At 66.1% G+C, this 18,001-nt stretch carries 12 protein-coding genes; all 12 read right to left on the bottom strand.

Translation table 11 applies throughout. The annotated features are described in order from the left end of the window. Positions 1 to 161: 161 nt before the first annotated feature. The gene (locus ACYVGK_RS13310; protein WP_460734486.1) at positions 162 to 2,144 is read right to left on the bottom strand and encodes an alpha/beta hydrolase family protein; all 1,983 of its coding nucleotides are present in this window, start codon (positions 2,142 to 2,144) and stop codon (positions 162 to 164) included. A 105-nt stretch (positions 2,145 to 2,249) separates the two neighbouring features. After that, positions 2,250 to 3,134 (bottom strand): dTDP-4-dehydrorhamnose reductase, encoded by an 885-nt coding sequence (gene rfbD, locus ACYVGK_RS13305; protein WP_460734484.1) that lies wholly within the window; start codon positions 3,132 to 3,134, stop codon positions 2,250 to 2,252. A gap of 5 nt (positions 3,135 to 3,139) precedes the next feature. Beyond that, positions 3,140 to 3,697, bottom strand: coding sequence for a dTDP-4-dehydrorhamnose 3,5-epimerase (rfbC, locus tag ACYVGK_RS13300; protein ID WP_460734482.1), 558 nt, complete (start codon positions 3,695 to 3,697; stop codon positions 3,140 to 3,142). Further along, entirely contained in the window at positions 3,694 to 4,581 is an 888-nt protein-coding gene (gene rfbA / locus ACYVGK_RS13295; protein ID WP_460734480.1) for a glucose-1-phosphate thymidylyltransferase RfbA, read from the bottom strand. The genes rfbC and rfbA overlap by 4 nt, the downstream gene beginning before the upstream one ends. Positions 4,582 to 4,625: 44 nt before the next feature. Next, positions 4,626 to 5,681 carry a dTDP-glucose 4,6-dehydratase gene (gene rfbB / locus ACYVGK_RS13290; RefSeq protein ID WP_460734478.1) on the bottom strand — a complete coding sequence of 352 codons (1,056 nt, stop codon included), beginning with the start codon at positions 5,679 to 5,681 and terminating at the stop codon, positions 4,626 to 4,628. Between the two features lie 69 nt (positions 5,682 to 5,750). Then, positions 5,751 to 6,242, bottom strand: coding sequence for a single-stranded DNA-binding protein (gene ssb, locus ACYVGK_RS13285; protein WP_460734476.1), 492 nt, complete (start codon positions 6,240 to 6,242; stop codon positions 5,751 to 5,753). 533 nt (positions 6,243 to 6,775) lie between these two features. Next, entirely contained in the window at positions 6,776 to 9,892 is a 3,117-nt protein-coding gene (locus ACYVGK_RS13280) for an efflux RND transporter permease subunit (RefSeq protein WP_460734474.1), read from the bottom strand. A gap of 1 nt (position 9,893) precedes the next feature. Continuing rightward, a complete protein-coding gene (locus tag ACYVGK_RS13275; RefSeq protein ID WP_460734472.1) occupies positions 9,894 to 11,081 on the bottom strand; it encodes an efflux RND transporter periplasmic adaptor subunit in 1,188 nt (395 codons plus the stop codon). A 24-nt stretch (positions 11,082 to 11,105) separates the two neighbouring features. Next, the gene (locus ACYVGK_RS13270; protein ID WP_460734470.1) at positions 11,106 to 12,068 is read right to left on the bottom strand and encodes a TauD/TfdA family dioxygenase; all 963 of its coding nucleotides are present in this window, start codon (positions 12,066 to 12,068) and stop codon (positions 11,106 to 11,108) included. A 94-nt stretch (positions 12,069 to 12,162) separates the two neighbouring features. Further along, positions 12,163 to 13,941: an ABC transporter ATP-binding protein gene (locus ACYVGK_RS13265; RefSeq protein WP_460734468.1), complete on the bottom strand. Its 1,779-nt coding sequence runs from the start codon at positions 13,939 to 13,941 to the stop codon at positions 12,163 to 12,165. Continuing rightward, positions 13,938 to 15,530, bottom strand: a complete 1,593-nt coding sequence (locus ACYVGK_RS13260) for an MBL fold metallo-hydrolase (protein ID WP_460734466.1) — start codon at positions 15,528 to 15,530, stop codon at positions 13,938 to 13,940. Before ACYVGK_RS13260 ends, ACYVGK_RS13265 begins: the two co-directional genes overlap by 4 nt. 9 nt (positions 15,531 to 15,539) lie before the next feature. Further along, on the bottom strand, positions 15,540 to 18,001 hold a 2,462-nt coding region (locus tag ACYVGK_RS13255), incomplete at its 5' end, for a non-ribosomal peptide synthetase (RefSeq protein WP_460734464.1).

Below are 18,001 nucleotides of genomic sequence, written 5' to 3'. Positions count from 1 at the left end.
CGGCGCGAAAGTAGGCACCCTTCGTCCCAGTAGCTTGGTTTGGACAATTCGTTCCGGTTCTATCCAAGCCACCAGAAAGCAAAACGGCGCCAGTTGGCGCCGTTTTGCTGCTTGACCACCATCTCATCGCCGACTGACTCGGCGAGATGAGCGCAATCAAATCACTTGCCCGGCTGCGCCGCGCCAGTCGGAGCGGCCGCCGTTTGGCCGCCTAGATGCTTGCCAAGGAAGGCCAGCAAGCGGGTGTAGTACTCCAACTGATGCGCCTCCAGATAGAAGCCGTGGCCTTCCGTGTCGTAATACAGCGTCTCGACCGGAACGCCAGCTGCCTTCAGTGCGGCTTCCATTTTCCTGGAGTGCTCGATCGGTGCGCGTTCGTCCTCACCGCCTGCAGCAAGGAACACCGGCACCTTGATCCGATCAGCCATGCGATTGGGCGATACGGCACCGAGCTCATCGCGTGCGCCGATCCATTCCTTCAGATAGGTTTCGCCCGATCCGCGCTGCTGGATATCGCCATGTGTATGCATGGTCGGCAGGTCGTACACGCCGACGTAACCAGCCGCGCACTTGTACAGCGTCGGCTCCTTGGCGACCCCCATCAGCGCGGCATAGCCCCCGTAGCTGGCTCCGTAGATACAGATCCGCCCAGCGTCGGCAATGCCTTGCTGAATCGCCCAACGGGTCGCGTCGGTGACGTCGTCCTGCATCGTGCCGCCCCACTGCTTGGCGCCGGCGGATTCAAATGCCTCTCCGTATCCGCCGGAGCCGCGGAAATTCAGCTGCAACACGGCGTAACCCGCGCTGGCCAGCAACTGCGGCTCCGTATCGAACCCCCACACGTCCTGGATGCCAAATGGCCCGCCGTGAGGCATGACGATCAAGGGTAGGTTCTTGTCGCCGCCGGCCGTCGGTAGCGTGAGATAGCCATTGAGCGTCAACCCGTCGCGGGCCTTGAGCTGGATCGGCTTCATCGACGCCATCTTCGCCGGATCGAACCAGTCGCGGCGGCTGACCTGGTGCGCGGCCTTCTTGGTCGTCAGGTCATAGGTGTAGTAGTCGCCGGGATTGCGATCGCTGCTTACCTGGAACAGTACGAGCTTTCCGTCGGCGGTCTGGGACGTGATAGTGACCGTTTCACCGGGGAACGCAGCTTCGAGGCTGCGGTAGGTGCGCGCTTCCGGCGAGGCGTCATCCAGAAACGCCGTGCGCGGCTTGCCATCCATGAAGACGGCGCCCACGGGAATGCGGGTTCCATTGCGATAGATGATGCGCGCGGGATCGGCGTCATCGTCGCGCAGCACGGTGGTGCGCTTGCCCGACTCCACATCGTAGGAAACGATCGCATCCGGGCCGGCCTTCTGCTCGGCCTGGAAATAAGCCAGCTTGTCATCCGCGGAAAAACCGATCGGATGTTCAACCAAGCCGGTGGTGCCCTCGTCATTGATCAGCTGCCAGTCGGCACCGTCGCCCTTGCGGTAGTACAACTTCGAGACGTTGTCCGCGCCCGCGCCGTGGGCAAAACGCACGACGCCCTTGTTGTCGGTAGTGAAATCGGCACGGCGGACCGGGGCGCGTGCCAATAGGGCTCGCCGGCCGGTGTAGACGTCCATCTTTTCAGCGCGCGTGTAAGGGTCGTCGCCCCAGGGCCAGACCTGGATGATGATGTTCTTGTCGTCGGAAGGCAGGTCGTCCACGACAAAGGCAGAGACGGCTTCCTCCTTCTTGGGCTGGATGTGCGATCCCGCCCTGCCCTGCACGCGATATCCGACCAGATTTTCTGTGTGGCTGCCGTCGGCGTTTACGGCGTAGAGCTCTCCCGTCGCCTGCGGCCTGTCCAGTGCGCCGAATTTCTCGGCGATGCTGGCCACCACTCGTTCGGGGCTCACCCACCAGAAGTCATCGACGACGGTGTTCTTGCCTGCCCCGATGTTGGCCGTCAACTTGTTGTCGGCCCGACGGATGACCACCAGCGCCGTGCGATCCTCCAGCTTGACCGTGGCGGCATAGTAGTCGCCGTTCGGCGACAGCTGGACGTCATTGAATGCGTCCTTCTTGACGTACGCACCTACATTGACAGCCGCCGTCGCAGGAACGGCCGTAAACCCGGCCCCCAGGGCCAGGATGAGTGCCAATTGCTTCATTGTTATCCCCAAACTCCGAATAGATTGCGATCCGGACATCACACACGGAATCAGCCGGGCAAAGCCCGCTACAGACTATCATTGGTCGGCATCGATGGCCGCTAGTCAGCCCAGCGTTTTGGCCAGCCCGCGTTGCCAATCCGGAAGATCCAGCCCGTACTCATTGCGCAATTGCGAGGTATCCAGCACGGAATAGGCCGGGCGCCGAGCGCGCGTCGGATAGTCGCCGGTGCCGATGGCTTCAACACGCGGACGTCGGGGGATGAGTCCACGCGAATGCGCTTCCTGGAAGATGGCTTCAGCAAAACCGAACCAGCTCGTCTCCCCACTGGCAACCAGATGTCGAACACCTGAACTCTTCAGCCCCTGGCGAAGAATTTCCGTCGTCACATCTGCGATCAGCCATGCCGGCGTCGGACATCCATGCTGGTCGGCGACCACGCGCAGCTCGTCGCGTTCGGCTCCAAGGCGCAGCATGGTGCGCAGGAAGTTGCTGCCTCGCGTTGCATAGACCCATGCCGTACGCAGGATCAGATGTTGCGCACCACTGGCCTGGATGAGCTGTTCGCCGGCCAGCTTGCTGGCGCCGTACACGCCCAGCGGCGCGGTGGCGTCGTCCTCGCGATACGGGACGCGACTGCTCCCGTCGAAAACATAGTCGGTCGAGTAATGCATCAGCGTTGCACCCCGCGCCGCGCACAGGCGCGCGAGTTCGCCCGGCGCTTCGGCATTCGCGCGGAAAGCCAGCTCCGGCTCGTCTTCCGCGCGATCTACGGCGGTGTGGGCAGTGGCGTTGACCACGACATCGGGCATGACGCGATCAAACAGCGGCGCAAACGTCTCCGGTGCGTACAGGTCGAGCGATTCGCACGCAGTGCCATCCGGCAGCTCGCCGCTGCGTGTGGTGACGGTCAGCTCTCCCAGCGGAGCCAGACTGCGCTGCAGCTCATGGCCGACCTGGCCGTTGCCACCCAGCAACAGGATCTTCATTGGTTTCAACCCAGGTAAATCGGCAGCCGGTCTTCCGCGACTTCTGACAACAAGGGCGCGCGTGCGTCCTTGTCGGAAAGCTGCGGCTGGCTGATCGGCCAGTCGATCCCCAAAGCAGGATCATCCCAACGAATCCCCGCATCGGCCTTGGCGTCGTACGTAGCGGTGCACAGATAGGTGAATACGGCGCGCTCGCTCAGCACTGCGAACCCGTGCGCGAAGCCTTCGGGAATCCAGAAGTGGCGCTTGTTTTCCGCGCTCAGCACGACGGCCGCCCACTTCCCGAAGGTCGGTGAACCACGGCGGATATCGACGGCGACGTCCCAAACCTCGCCTTCGATGACCGACACATACTTGCCCTGCGGATTCGGCCACTGGTAGTGCAACCCACGCAGCACGCCCTGAGCGGATGACGAGACGTTGCCCTGCACGAACTTCGGGTGCAGACCGCTCGCTGCAAGCTTGTCGGTGTTGAACGATTCGAAGAAAAACCCGCGCGAGTCGCCAAACACCTGCGGCTCGATCACTACGCAGCCGGGCAGGTCGGTTTCAATGATTTTCATGCAACAGGGCCGTGCTCGAGGATGCTCAACAAATATTGTCCGTACCCGTTCTTGGCCAATGGTTTGGCCAGATCGCCCAGCTGCGAAGCATCGATCCACTTGTTGAAGTAGGCGATTTCCTCGGGGCAGCACACACGCAAGCCCTGGCGCTTCTCGATGGTCTCGATGTAACTCGAGGCTTCCACCAACGACTCGTGCGTACCGGTGTCGAGCCAGGCGAAACCGCGCCCCATGCGTTCCAATTGCAGCGAACCGTCCTCCAGGTAGCGACGATTCAGATCGGTGATTTCCAGCTCGCCACGCGGGGACGGCTTGAGGTCGGCGGCGAAGTCGCTGGCTCGCCCGTCGTAGAAATACAGACCGGTGACGGCGTAATTCGACTTGGGTTGCGCGGGCTTTTCTTCCAGCCCGACCACCTTCCCACTCGCATCGAACTCGGCGACGCCATAACGCTCGGGGTCCTTCACCCAATAGCCGAACACCGTCGCGCCGTGATCGCGCGATGCGGCGTTCTTCAACAACTGGGTCAGGCCATGTCCGTAGAAGATGTTGTCGCCCAGCACCAGGCAACTGGGCTGTCCGGCGACGAAATCGCGGCCGATCAGATACGCCTGCGCCAGGCCGTCGGGGCTGGGCTGCACGGCGTATTCGATCTTCATGCCCCATCGCGAGCCATCGCCCAGCAGGTTCTTGAACAGCGCCTGCTCGTGCGGCGTGTTGATGATCAGCACTTCGCGGATCCCCGCCAGCATGAGCACGCTGAGCGGGTAATAGATCATCGGCTTGTCGAAAACCGGCAGCAACTGTTTGCTGATGGCCTGGGTAATCGGATACAGCCGCGTGCCGGAGCCGCCGGCCAGGATGATGCCTTTACGTTGGGTCATGGATTCCACTTCGGTAATGCGCACGTCATTGTGCCCGCGCGCCCTCAGGCCGCGGCACCGATGCGTTCGAGGCGATAGCTGCCGTCCAGCACGCGCGTCACCCACGGCTGGTTGTTGAGGTACCACTCGACCGTGCGGGCGATGCCCTGCTCGAAGGTGACCGTCGGCGCCCAGCCCAGTTCGCTCTGCAGCTTGCTGGCGTCGATGGCGTAGCGGCGATCGTGGCCCGGGCGGTCCTTGACGTAGGTGATCAGCGATTCGCGATAGCGCCCATCCGCCAGCGGGCGATGCTGGTCGAGCAGCGCGCAGATGGTCTTCACCACCACGATGTTCGGACGCTCGGCATCACCGCCGACGTTATAGGTCTCGCCCAGTCGGCCCGCTTCCAGCACACGACGAATCGCGGCGCAGTGATCGCCGACGTACAGCCAGTCGCGCACGTTCATGCCGTCGCCGTAGACCGGCAGTGATTCGCCGGCCAGCGCCTTGGCGATGACCAGCGGAATCAACTTCTCCGGGAACTGGTACGGACCGTAGTTGTTGGAGCAGTTGGTCGTCAGGACCGGCAGGCCGTAGGTGTGGTGGAAGGCGCGCACGAGATGATCGGAGGCGGCCTTCGACGCGGAATACGGCGAATTGGGCGCGTACGGCGTGGTTTCGGTGAACTTGCCGGTTTCGCCAAGCGTGCCGTAGACCTCGTCGGTGGAGACATGCAGGAAGCGGAACGCATCGCGCGCCGTGGCTTCGAGCGACTTCCAGTAATCGCGGGTCTTTTCCAGCAGGGTCAGCGTGCCGACCACATTGGTCTGCACGAACGCGGCGGGGCCATCGATCGAGCGGTCGACGTGGCTCTCGGCCGCGAAGTTGATCACCGCATCCGGTCGGTGCTCGCGCAACAGACGCTCGACCAACGCCGCATCGCCGATGTCACCCTGCACGAAAACGTGGCCAGGGTGCTTCTCGAGCGAGGAGAGGGTATCGAGATTGCCCGCATAGGTCAGCGCGTCGAGATTGATGACGCGCACTCCACTGCGCACGGCCTCCAGGACGAAGTTGCCGCCGATAAAGCCGGCGCCGCCGGTCACTAGCCATGTAGACACTCAAAAACTCCCTTTACCGCTGAGCTGATTTGAATACTGCGAATTCGTGTCCGCGCGATGACGCCGCGATCAGAACGGGATGTCGTCATCCGCGAAGTCGGCGCCGAAGTCGCTCGCCTTGGCCGGCGCCTGTTCGCGACGCGGTGCACCACCCTGCGGCTGCGAGGGGCGCGGCGAGCGCGATTCGCCACCGCCACCGAATTCACGACGCGGCGCGCCGCCTTCGGCACGGCCGCCGAGCATCTGCATCTCGTCGGCGATGATGTCGGTGGTGTACTTCTCGACGCCGTCCTGACCGGTGTACTTGTCGTAGCGGATGCTGCCTTCGACATACACCTGCGAACCCTTCTTAAGGTACTCGCCCGCGATCTCGCCGAGCTTGCCGAAGAAGGTCACACGATGCCATTCGGTACGTTCCTGCGTATTGCCGTCACGGTCCTTGCGCACGCTGGTGGTGGCCAGGCTGCATTTGGTGACCGCCATACCGCCCTGCGTGTACTTGGTCTCCGGGTCATTGCCCAGATTGCCGACCAGGATGACCTTGTTGATGCCACGTGCCATGGAATTACGGTCCTTTCAAAGAAGGTTCCCGGTAAACCGGGAAGGAAGAAAAACGGGTGCGCCGTCGCGCGGGCGTGAGCCATGCGGAAGGCAGAGCGATGACAGTATATCCGGCGCCCAGAGACCGTCAGGTCGCGCCGCAGTCTCGGGTAGGAAATTCCTGATTCATCAGGAAAAAACGCCCGGCCCACCCCGAAGGGTGCCGGGCGCAAGGCGGATCGCCTGGCGTTTCGGGGGCTAGTGCGTGGCCAGGGCGGGTTCGGCTGATTCGAGGTCCTGGGCCGCCTGCTCGTGGCGTGCCCGCCAGGTCGAGGCGGTTTCCCCGTGCCAGGCCTTGAACTGTCGCGCAAAGCTGCGGGGGTGAGCATCAGACCGAGGGTGACCCCGGCTTCGCCCGCCTGGACTTCCGGCATCGACCCGCGCTCCAGCGCGATCCACTCGCCGGCCCGCAGGGTGAAGCTGCCTTCGATCGCGCTGATCTGGGCGCTGCCGCGCAGCTGCAGCCACCGGCGCGCGGACGCGCTGCGACGTGGTCACGCCGGCGAGCCGTCATCTGAGGCTGGCGACGTAGCAACGGGCTGCGCATGGCCTGGCGGACGATCGGAATAGTCGCGACGCCAACGCTGCAGCAGCCAGCGCTCGAAGTCGTCGACCACCGTGAACGCCGCCGGGACGACGACCAGGCTCAGCGCAGTCGACGAGATCAGGCCGCCGATCACCGCAATCGCCATCGGCGCGCGGAAGCCGGAATCGGCTGCGAAGCCCAGTGCGATCGGCGCCATGCCCGCGCCCATGGCGAGTGTCGTCATCAGCACCGGCCGCGCACGCTTGCGGCAGGCGTCCATCAATGCCTCGTGCCGACTCATGCCGAGCCGGTCGCGGGCGATCACGGCGTAGTCGACCAGCAGGATCGAGTTCTTCACCGCGATGCCGATCAACATGATCAGGCCGATCAGCACCGGCAGCGAGATGTCTGTGCCGGTCACGAGCAGCGCCGCGACCGCGCCGGTGGCCGCCAGCGGCACCGCGACCAGGATGGTGACAGGCTGGCCGACGTGGTTGAACAGCAGCAGCAGGACCGCGTAAACGCAGAAGATGCCGGTGAACATGGCGATGACGAAGCCGAGCATCATCTCGACGAACACTTTCGAATTGCCGGCCGGTTGCAGCGACACGCCCGGCGGCAGGTCGCGCAGCGCCGGCAACGCGTGGATCGCATCCTCGACCTCGCCCATCGGCCGGCCGTTGAGGTCGACGGTGATGGTGACGTTGCGCTTGCGGCCGAAGCGGTCGATCTGCGACGGACCGCTGTCGGCCTCGATCTGCGCGACCGCCGACAACGGCACGGCATCGCCCGACACCGTAGGCACGCGCAGTTGCGCGAGCAGTTCCGTATCGGAGAGCGCGCCGCCGGCGAGCTGCACGCGGATCGGCACCTGCCGGCCAGGCAGGTTGAGCTTCGCAAGGAACTGGCTGTAGTCGCCGCGGGTGGCGACGCGCGCGGCCGCGGCGATGTCGGCCGTGGAAACGCCGAGGTCGGCTGCACGGTCGGCATCGGGGCGGACGATGATCTCCGGCCGCACGAGCGCGGCGGTCGAGGTGACCGCGCCCAGCCCCGGCTGCTGCCGGATCGCGCGCTCGACCTCGCGTGAGGCGCGGGCTAGCGTCGCCGCATCATCGCCGGCGAGCACCAGTTGCAACGCGCGTCCCGGCTCGCTGCCCTGGAACCCCACGCGCACACCGGGCAGGCCGCCCAGTCGCTCGCGGACTTCGGCCTCCAGCGATTGCAACGTGCGGTCGCGGTGCGGGCGCCATTGCACGGCGAGCGTGGCGCGGCGCACTTCCTCGACGCCACCACCGCCCTCGCCGTCGCCGCTGCCGGCCCCGGCGGTGACGAACACATGGGCCAGCGCGGGCATCGTGGCGATCCGCTGCCGCGCGTCCTCGGCCACCGCCCGGGTCACCGACAGCGAGGTGCCAGGCGGGAGTTCGAGCACGACACTGCTCTGGTTGCCGTCGTCGGGGGGAATGAACGTGGTTTCCAGCAACGGCACCGCAGCGATGGCGCAGAAGAACAGCGCCACCGACAACCACAGCGTCCGCCTGCGATGACGCAACGCGCGATCGACCCAGCGCAGGTACCAGCGCATCGTCGCGGTGTCTTCCCGCTTCTCCGTCGTCGCCTTCAGCATGAAGGCCGCCATCATCGGTGTGATCAACCGCGCCACCAGCAGCGAGAACAGCACCGCGGTCGCCGCGGTCCACCCGAATTCGCGGAAGAATCGTCCCGGGATGCCGGGCATGAACGCCACCGGCACGAACACCGCGGCCAGCGCGCACGAGGTGGCGACGACGGCAAGCCCGATCTCGTCCGCGGCTTCTAGCGCCGCGGACCGCGGTGTCTTGCCCATCCGCAGATGTCGATCGATGTTCTCGACCTCGACGATCGCGTCGTCGACCAGGACCCCGACCACCACCGCGAGCGCCAGCAGCGTGACCACGTTGAGGCTGAAGCCCAGCCAGTGCATCGCGGCGAAGGTGGGAATGATCGACAGCGGCAGCGCGACCGCCGAGATGAAGGTGGCGCGCCAGTCTCGCAGGAACCACCACACGACGAGCGTCGCCAGCAGTGCGCCTTCCCACAGCATCGCCATCGACGAGGCGTAGGAAGCTTCGACCTCCGGCGTGGTGGACGCGACCTCGGTGAAGCGCAGCCGCGGGTAGGTCTTTTTCAGCGCCCGCACCTCGGCGCGCACGGCGTTTCCTACGTCGACCTCGCTCGCGCCGATCGTGCGCTGCACGGCGAAGCCGATCGCCGGCCTGCCGTCGAGGCTGGCGAGTTGCGACGGCTCCGCGGCGCCGTCGTGCACGTCGGCGATGGCGGACAGCCGCACCGGACGATCATCGGGCGTGAAGATCGTGAAATCGCCGAGGTCGGCGGCCGTTGCCACCGTGCCGACGGTACGCACCGCCTGCTCGTTCCCGCCGACCGTGGTACGGCCGCCGGGCTGCTCCTGCTGGAGATCCGCGAGCTGCTGCGACAGCGTCGCCGGGCTCACGCCCAGCGCCTGCAACGCGTCCGGCCGCAGGTCGACGCGGATTTCGCGATCGACGCCGCCGATGCGGTGCATCGCACCAACGCCGGCCACGCCGAACAGCCGCTTGCCGACCGTATCGTCGATGAACCAGCTCAGTTCCTCGTCGCTCCAGCCGTCGGCCGCCACGGCGAAGGTGACGACATCCTCGCCGTCGACGTTCGCCAGCGCGATGACGGGGGCTTCGACTTCCTTGGGCAGATCGGCGCGGATGCGATCCACCGCGTCGCGCACTTCGTCCTTCGCGACATTGCCGTCGCGATCCAGCTCGAACTTGACCGACGTGACCGAAACGCCTTCGTTTACCGTGGACCGCATCTCGTCCACGTGCGGCACGCTGGCCAGCGCATCCTCGATGCGCCGGGTGACCTGCGTCTCCAGCGTGCTCGGCGACGCCCCGGGCAGGCCCACGGACACGGTGACGACCGGGACGCTGATGTCCGGTAACTCCGAGATCGCGAACCGGAAGAAGCCGAGGCCGCCCGCCGCGACGAGCAGGATGAACGCCAGGATTGCGGGCAGCGGACGGCGGATCGACCAGGCGGAAATGTTCATATCAGAGCGCCGCCTGGGTCGACTTCGCCGCCCCGACCGCGTCCGGGGCGACAACGCGGACGAGATCGCCGTCGGCCAGGAAACCCGCACCGCGGGAGACGACACGGTCGCCGGGCTGCAGTCCTTCGCTGATGTCAATGCTGGCCCCGACGCTGCTTGCCGTGCGGATGCGTCGTTCGCGGGCGTGGTCGCTGCGGTCGACGACATAGGCATAGGCACGGCCGTCACGGCGCACCACGGCATCGATCGGGATCACCAGCCCCGGCGCCTGTCCCAGCACGATGCTGCCGGCGTGGAACATGCCGGCGCGAAGTGGCCCCGGCTGCGGCAGATCGGCATAGACGATCCCGGTCATGCGCCGCGCATCGACCGCCGGCGACACCTTGCGCACGCGGCCCTCGATCGTCGCGCCGCCGGCCCCGACCAGGCGCACGGGCATCCCGGGCGCCACCCGCTCCAGATCGGACCCGGTCACTTCGGCCCGCCATTCGAGGCGGCCATCGCGGATCATCCTGAACAGATTGTCCGAAGCCCCCGTCACCTGCCCCGGCTGCACGTTGCGCGCGGAAATGGCCCCGTCCTGCGGCGCCCGGATCTCGGTGAAGCCGAGTTCCACCCGCACCGCCTCCAGTGCGGAACGCATGGTGCGCAACTGCGCCTCAGCGTTGAGTGCCTCCGCTTCGGCCTGGTCGGCATCCTGGCGCGACACGAAATCTTGGGACGCCAATTCACGGGTCCGCTTCGCCCGCTTGGCCGCGACGGCAGCACTCGCCTGCGCCTGCGCGACCGCGGCCTCCGCCTGGGCCACCTTCGCACGCTGGGTGCGCGCATCCAGGCGCACCAGCAGATCTCCGCGCCGCACGGTATCGCCGACTTCCACGGCGACCTCGGTCACGCGCAGGCCGGACACCTCGGCACCGATGCCGATCTCCTCCCACGCCGCGATCGTGCCGGAGGCCCGCACCGCGCGGGGCACCGCCTGCACTCGCGGCGACACCACTTCGACCGCCTGCCCGGCGACGACGGGCGCCTGGGCGGCCGGAGCGTCGCAGGCCGCCAGCGCGGCTGCAAGCAGGAGGCAAAGCCCCGTAGCGGCCGCGCCATGCGCCATCGACCGCCATCGGGCCGCACCGCATCGCGAAGCGACTTGCATCGGCATGGATTGTTTCAGCCAAGACATCAGGACCATCGCTCCCACCTTTTCCGGCACGCGTCAGGCGCGCCCATGGACCTGGCCCATGCCGACCAGGATCTTCCTCGGACCGGAGAACGGCTGCCGGCCATGCGTGTACAACATGTTGTCGAGCAGGACGATGTCGTCCTTCTGCCAGTCGAAGTGGAACTTCACATCGTCGTAGACCGCGCGGATGCAATCCAGATCCGCGGCGTCGATCGGCGACCCGTCGCCGAAATAGACGTTCCGCGGCAGGTCTTCCTCGCGATAGACCGACAGCATGTCGCGCGCGACGTCGCTGGCCAGCCCCGATACATGGAACAGGTGCGCCTGGTTGAACCAGATCTTCTCTCCGGTCACCGGGTGGACCTCGGTGGCCGGCGTCAGCTGTCGCGTGCGCAGGCCGTTGTCGCTGGTCCACTCGAAGGCGATGTCGTTTGCCGTGCAGAACGCTTCGACCTCCGCCCGATCGTCCGTCTGGAACACCTCGCTCCACGGCAGATCGACCTTGCCGTAGTTGCGCACGTATTGCAGCTGCTTCGTCTCGAATTTCTCGACGAGCGCTGCCGGAAGCCGGGCCAGCACCTCGCGACTGTCGGCCAGCGGTGTTGCACCACCCAGGCCCGGGCCCGGCGGCAGCATGCAGAAGAAACCGATCTGCATTGGCCACACGTTCGCGTACGCGGATTCGTTGTGCTGGGGGATGATTTCGCTCGGATGGTATTCCGTCGCGGTGTAGACATTGCCGCCAAGCCTGGTGCGCGGCGTGGAGCGATAGGTGTATTCGGCCAGGTCATTGCCGAACACCTCTTCGAGGAACTGGCCGAACTGCTTGGTGCCGTGGAAGCGCAGGCCGCGGATCAGCAACGCACCCTGCTCACGCAAGAGTTCGCGCACTTCGTCCTTGTGCTGGCTGGCCCAGGCCATCGACGGGGTCTGTGGCCTGGCCTGGACGAGGATCCTGCGCCCCGCCACGTCCTGCAATTCATCGCGCATATGCATCTGGGATGTCCTTTTCCTGGAAAGATCGAAAACGTTCCGTCGTCGGCATGCCTCAGGTCGACGACGACGGCCGCCATGACCGCTGCGTAGCGCCTCAGACCGGGTCGGCTTCGGGCACGCGTTCTTCCGCCTGCTGACGGGCGGGATTACGGAACTGGCGCGCTACCAGGCGCGCGTAGTGCGCGTTCGAACGCAGCAGTTCCTCGTGGTTGCCCTCGCCGGAGATCCGACCGCCGTCGAGGAAATAAATGCGGTCGGCATGGATGATCGTGGAGAGCCGGTGCGCCACCACGATGTTCGTGCGCCCCTGCATCAGCGCATCCAGCGCCAGCTTCACCTGGTGTTCGGTCTCGCTGTCGAGGCTCGATGTAGCTTCGTCGAGAATCAGAATGTCCGGGTTGCGCAGGAACATGCGCGCGATCGCGATTCGCTGTCGCTGCCCGCCGGACAGGTTGGCGCCCTGCTCGCTCAGGATGGTGTCCAGCCCTTGCGGCATCTGGCGGATGAACGCCAATGCACCGGCCTTTTCGGCCGCCACGCACACCTGGTCGTCGGAAAACTCGCCAGTCAGCCCGTACAGGATGTTGTCGCGCACGGTGCCCGGCATGATCGGTGCGCTCTGCGCCACGTAGCCGATGCGTTCGCGCCACGCGGTCAGTGCGTAATCGTCGATCGGGCGGCCGCCATAGAGGATGGCGCCACCGCTCGGTGCGTAGAACCGCAGGATCAGCGATAGCACGGTGGTCTTGCCGTTGCCGCTGGCGCCGACCAGCGCGGTCGTGGTCCCAGGTCGGAAGGCCAGGTCGATGCCGTGCAGCACGGTGGTGTCACGCCCGGGGTAACGGAAGGCGACGTCGCGGAATTCCAGTGCCTCGTGCGTGCCCAGCAAGGCATCGCCGCCGACGGGTTCCTCTTCATGCACCAGCAGCGCGGCGATCCGCGAGGATGCCCCGCGCGCCTTCTGCAGTTCCTCGAGGAACGTGGTCAACTGGATCATCGGCACGGCGACATTGACGATGTAGAGGATGAACGCCGTGAGCGTGCCGATGCTGATGCTGCCGTCGCTGACCCGCGAGCTGCCATAGACCAGGATCACCAGGATGGCCGCGGTCAACGACAGGCTGGTGAGCGGCGCCAGCACCGAACTGACCTTCGCCACCTGGATGCCAAGCCGGCGGATGTCCTGAATCTCGCGCCGGCTGCGCTCGCGCTCGCGTTCCTCGGCTGTGAACGCTTTCACCAGGCGGATCTCGGACAGCACGTGCGTGAGGATGCCCCCGAGGCGCGCAGTGCGGTCCTGGATGCTGCGCGCCAGCTTCTCGAGCGCGGTGATCAACGGGATCACGATCGCGAACGCCAGCGCCACGCAGCCGAGCATCGTCAGCGTGAGCCGCGCATCGAGGAACAGCAGCACCACGATGGCGCCGAACAGCATCAGCGCGCCGCTGAGCAGGTTGGCCGCCTGCCGCGTCGCCAGTTCGGAGATCAACTGGCAGTCGTTGAGCACGCGGCTGACGCGCTCGCCGGTGCTCTCCTCGTCGAAGGAAGCCACCGGCAGTTTCAGCAGTTTTTCGACCAGCATGCCGCGCAGGACGGCGATCATGTCGTAGCCGACACGATTGAGCAGGAACGCCGACAGCGCGGATGCGACCGCGACGCCGACCATCACCGTCGCCAGGGCCATGACGCTGGACGGATCCAGCGCACCTGCCGACAACTTGTCGACCATGCCCTTGGTCAGCATCGGGAAGACCAGCGTTCCCGTCGCGGCCACCAGGGTCACGGCGGCTGCCGTCACCAGCAGCGGCCCGGACGGCCGTGCCATCCGCATCAGCCGCCACAGGGCTTGCAGTGACGAATTGCGATCGTTCACAGCACCAGCTCCCGCTTTCCGTACAGCACTTCCGCTTGGCGACCCTGCGCGCGCACGGTTGATTCCAGGATCCGCGCTTCCTTGAACTGCGGCAGCTCCTCGGAGTACAGGATGCTGGTGATGTGTGTCAGCCAGGGTTCCGCACCCATGGCATAGACGAAGATGTGCTCGGGATCGAAGAAGCGGTGCATCTCCAGCGCCTTCGCGGCATCGCAGCCGTCGAGCCGGCGCGACTGGTCCTCCCCGCGCGTCAGCATCTTCTGCAGCAGCGGGCCGTAGAGCCAGGTGGCCGGTGCGCCGACGCACTCCATGCCCAGGAACAGGCAATCGATCTTCGGCATCATCCGTTTGAGCGGCTCGTAGAACTCCGCCATGGGTGGATTGGAGTCCGCGAAGAACACGCAATTCACGTCGTGCATCTGCACGCCGAACGCGAGTTTCGAGCGGATATCGAGATCGGCATGCTCGCCGTAGAACGGCGCGCCGATGATGCGTCCATTCTCGAACTCGACGGTCTCGTACTCGCCGAGCTCGATCACGCTGTTGAAGCCGCAGTGGTTCAGCATCAATTTGAGCGACACGTCCGGCAGGTGGCCACCGCCGCAGCGACCGACGACGACGTTTTCGACCTTGTCGCGCAGGCGCAGCAGGGTTTCCAGCACGACGTGGTCCTGGTGCGGATGGGTGATAAGCACGTAGTCGATGCGCGCCGGCAGATCGTCGAACGTGAAGTGGTCGAGTGTGGACTCGCCGGGGTAGCTGATCAGCGGGTCGACCAGCACGCTGGTGCCCGCGCATTCCACCAGCACGCAGGCATGGCCGAAATAGCGCACGCGCACGGCACCGGGGGCGAGATCGTCGGCCCTGGTTCGGGTCGGATGATCGATGAACATGCCTTCCAGGAACCGCATTTCCCCGGCGTCGCCGACGTGCGGACGCAGCATCTCCAGCAGCTCGCCGATCGTGTGCCTGCCGCTGCTCATGTGGTTCCACAGCGGGTCGCCGAACGGCAGGCGCAACTCCACCGAAGACGACTGGCGCTTGATCTGCGGCGTGCTCAGCACGAAGGTGCGCGGCTCGTAGGTGGCCGTCTCGAGGATGCAGGTCTGCAACGAGGGATCGTAGAGCGGGCTGCCGTACAGCACTTTCTCGATGATGCGCGCGACCGGCTGCTTGCAGACGTCGTAGGACAGTTCCACGCCGTGGCGGATCGACGGGTCGATCTGCGCATACAGGCCCGGCACGCCGACGCCCTTGGCTTGCGCCAGGATCATCTGGTACATCGCGTTGATCGATTCGGCGGCATACAGCTGGCGCGCGCATCGCTCGCGGGTCTGGTCGCGGAACCGCGCCATGTCGGTCGGATCACCGGTGTAGTTGATGAACGGACCGCCAATCAGCTCCGGAATCTTGATCGATTCCAGGTGCTGCGAGGGATCGTCAACGAAGGATTCGAGCAGGTCGAGGTGGTACTGGGTGTAATGACCGAAGGTCGATGGTGCGACCAGGTACATGTGGGCGAACCACGAATTGATCAGCGGGATGCTGCGGATCCCTGGCGCAAGGGATTTGAAGCTGTTCTGTGTCATGTCCTGTCCTTAGGAAAGGGAAAGATCGACGCTGCGCTCGGCAGCGGATGCGGGCTGGGGCGATGCCGCACCGGCATCGAGCAGCGCGCGGTTCATGGGGCTGGCGATGCGGGCAAGCAGGGTTTCGTCCTGCATCATCGCCATGTGGGTGCCACCGACCTCGATGACGTCCAGTCGCGGGCCGAGCAACGCCGACCAGCCGTTGCTGCGATCGTCGCGCACGGGCTCTTCCGCGCTGAAGAGGCTGACGTCGAGGTCAATCGGTGGCGGCACGTACTGCACGCTGGCACGTGCGATGTCGTTGGCGACGCGGAACCGGCGATCCATCTCGTGGCCGGTCACTTCCGGGCCGAGCCAGCCGTTGCGCTGGCACTCGGCCACCATCGCGTCGAGGTCGTCGAAGGCGAGCAGCCCGCGCAGCACCGCCGGCGACAATTCCGGGCGCAGGTACTGAAGGATGCGGATGAGGAAGTGCTTGGTCGCGGCGATGTCGCCTTCCATGTCCTCCGGCGACAGCCGGTAAGTGTCGATCATGCCGAGGTAACCGACCGATTCGCCGTTCTCGCGCAACTGGCGGGCGACTTCGTAGGCGATCAGGCCGCCGCCGGACCATCCGGCGAGGCGATAAGGCCCGGCGGGTTGCACGGCGCGGATCTGCCGGAGGTAGTCGCGCGCCATGTCGACGAGCGACCGGAAGACCGGCGGATCCTCGTGCATTGCCCTGGCTTCCATGCTGTACACCGGAACATCGGCATCGATGAAGCGCGCCAGCCGTTCATAGGCCAATACGCTGCCGAATCCTTCATGGAAACAGAACAGTGGGCGTCGCGATCCAGCGATGCGCACCGGGATCAGGCTGCTCTGCGCGTCCTCGTCCTGCCCACCCGGCGTGGCGACGGCCGCAAGGCCGGCGAGCGTAGGCGCATCGAACACCTGCCGCAGATCTAGCAGCAGGCCGCGTCGTCGGGCCACATCGATCAGGCGTGTGACGAGCAGCGAATGTCCGCCGAGTTCGAAGAAGTTGTCGTGCCGTCCGACCCGATCCACGCGCAACAGCTCGCGCCAGATCGCCGCCAAAGCGGTTTCGACCGGCCCTTCCGGTGCTTCGTACGCACGCTGCGCGTACGCCGCGCCCTCCGGCTCTGGCAGCGCGCGACGGTCCAGCTTCCCGTTCGGCGTCAGCGGCAACCGCTCCAGCGCCACGTACGCCGCCGGCAGCATGTACTCCGGCAGCGTGCGCGACAGCCCTTCGCGCAGCCGTTGCGGGTCCGGCGTTTCGCCCGTCGGCGCCACCACGTACGCCACCAGCCGCACCTCGCCCGGCGCGTCCTCGCGCGCGATCACCGCGGCTTCACGGATGCCGCGCTGCGCCGACAGCTGCGCCTCGATCTCGCCCAGCTCGATGCGCAGGCCGCGCAGCTTCACCTGCTGATCGTTGCGGCCCAGGTATTCGATCGTGCCGTCCGCTCGCCAGCGACCCAGGTCGCCGGTGCGGTACATCCGCGCACCCGCCTCGTCCGAGAACGGATCGGGCAGGAACCGCGCCGCCGTCAGTTCCGGGCGATTGAGATAGCCGCGCGCCACCTGCGCGCCGCCGATGTGCAGTTCGCCCGGCGCTCCCACCGGCACCGGCCGGCCGTGGCGGTCCAGCAGGTACAGCCGCGTGTTCGCGATCGGGCGACCGATGTGGATCACCGTGTCCTCGGGCGTGATCACGCCCGACGTCGCCACCACCGTCGTCTCCGTCGGACCATAGTTGTTCACCAGCGCGAACGGCAGGCCCGGCGTCGGCAGCCGGTTCAGGCGATCGCCACCGGTCAGCAGTGTGCGCAGGCCCGTGCGGCCCGACTGCCCCCGCGCCAGCGCCGCATCCGCCAGCGCCGTCACCAGGAAGCTGCTCTGCAGGTCCTGCGACTCCCACCAGTCCAGCAGCGCCGACGGATCGCCGGCCGTGTTCGACGGTGGCAACGCCAACGTCGCGCCCTGGCACAGCGCCGGCCACACCTCCCATGTGCAGGCGTCGAACGCCACGCCCGCCGTCGACGAAGTGCGCTCGCCCCGCGACAGCGGGAACGTCTCCGTGTGCCAACCGACCAGGTTCGCCAGATGGCGATGCTCCACCATCACCCCGTTCGGCTTGCCGGTCGAGCCCGAGGTGTAGATCACGTAGGCCAGCCGGTTCGGGTCCGCGACCGGCGCGATCGCGGCCGTCGTCTCCACCAGCGGCGGCAATGCATCCAGTTCCAGCACCTGCCAGTCGCCCGACAGGTCGACCTGCGCCGACAACCCGGACTGCGTCAGCACCACGCGCGGCGCACTGTCGCCCAGTAGGTCGCGCAGGCGTTCCGCCGGCGCGGCCGGGTCCAGCGGCACGTACGCACCACCGGCCTTCAGCACCGCCACCATCGCCTGCACCAGCTCCGGACCACGCCGCAGCAGCAGCGCCACCCGCGTCTCGGGCGCCACGCCCA

This window comes from Lysobacter tyrosinilyticus (assembly GCF_054779815.1).
Note: the sequence above shows the minus strand (reverse complement) of the source record. Positions and strands in the feature narration are given on the sequence as shown.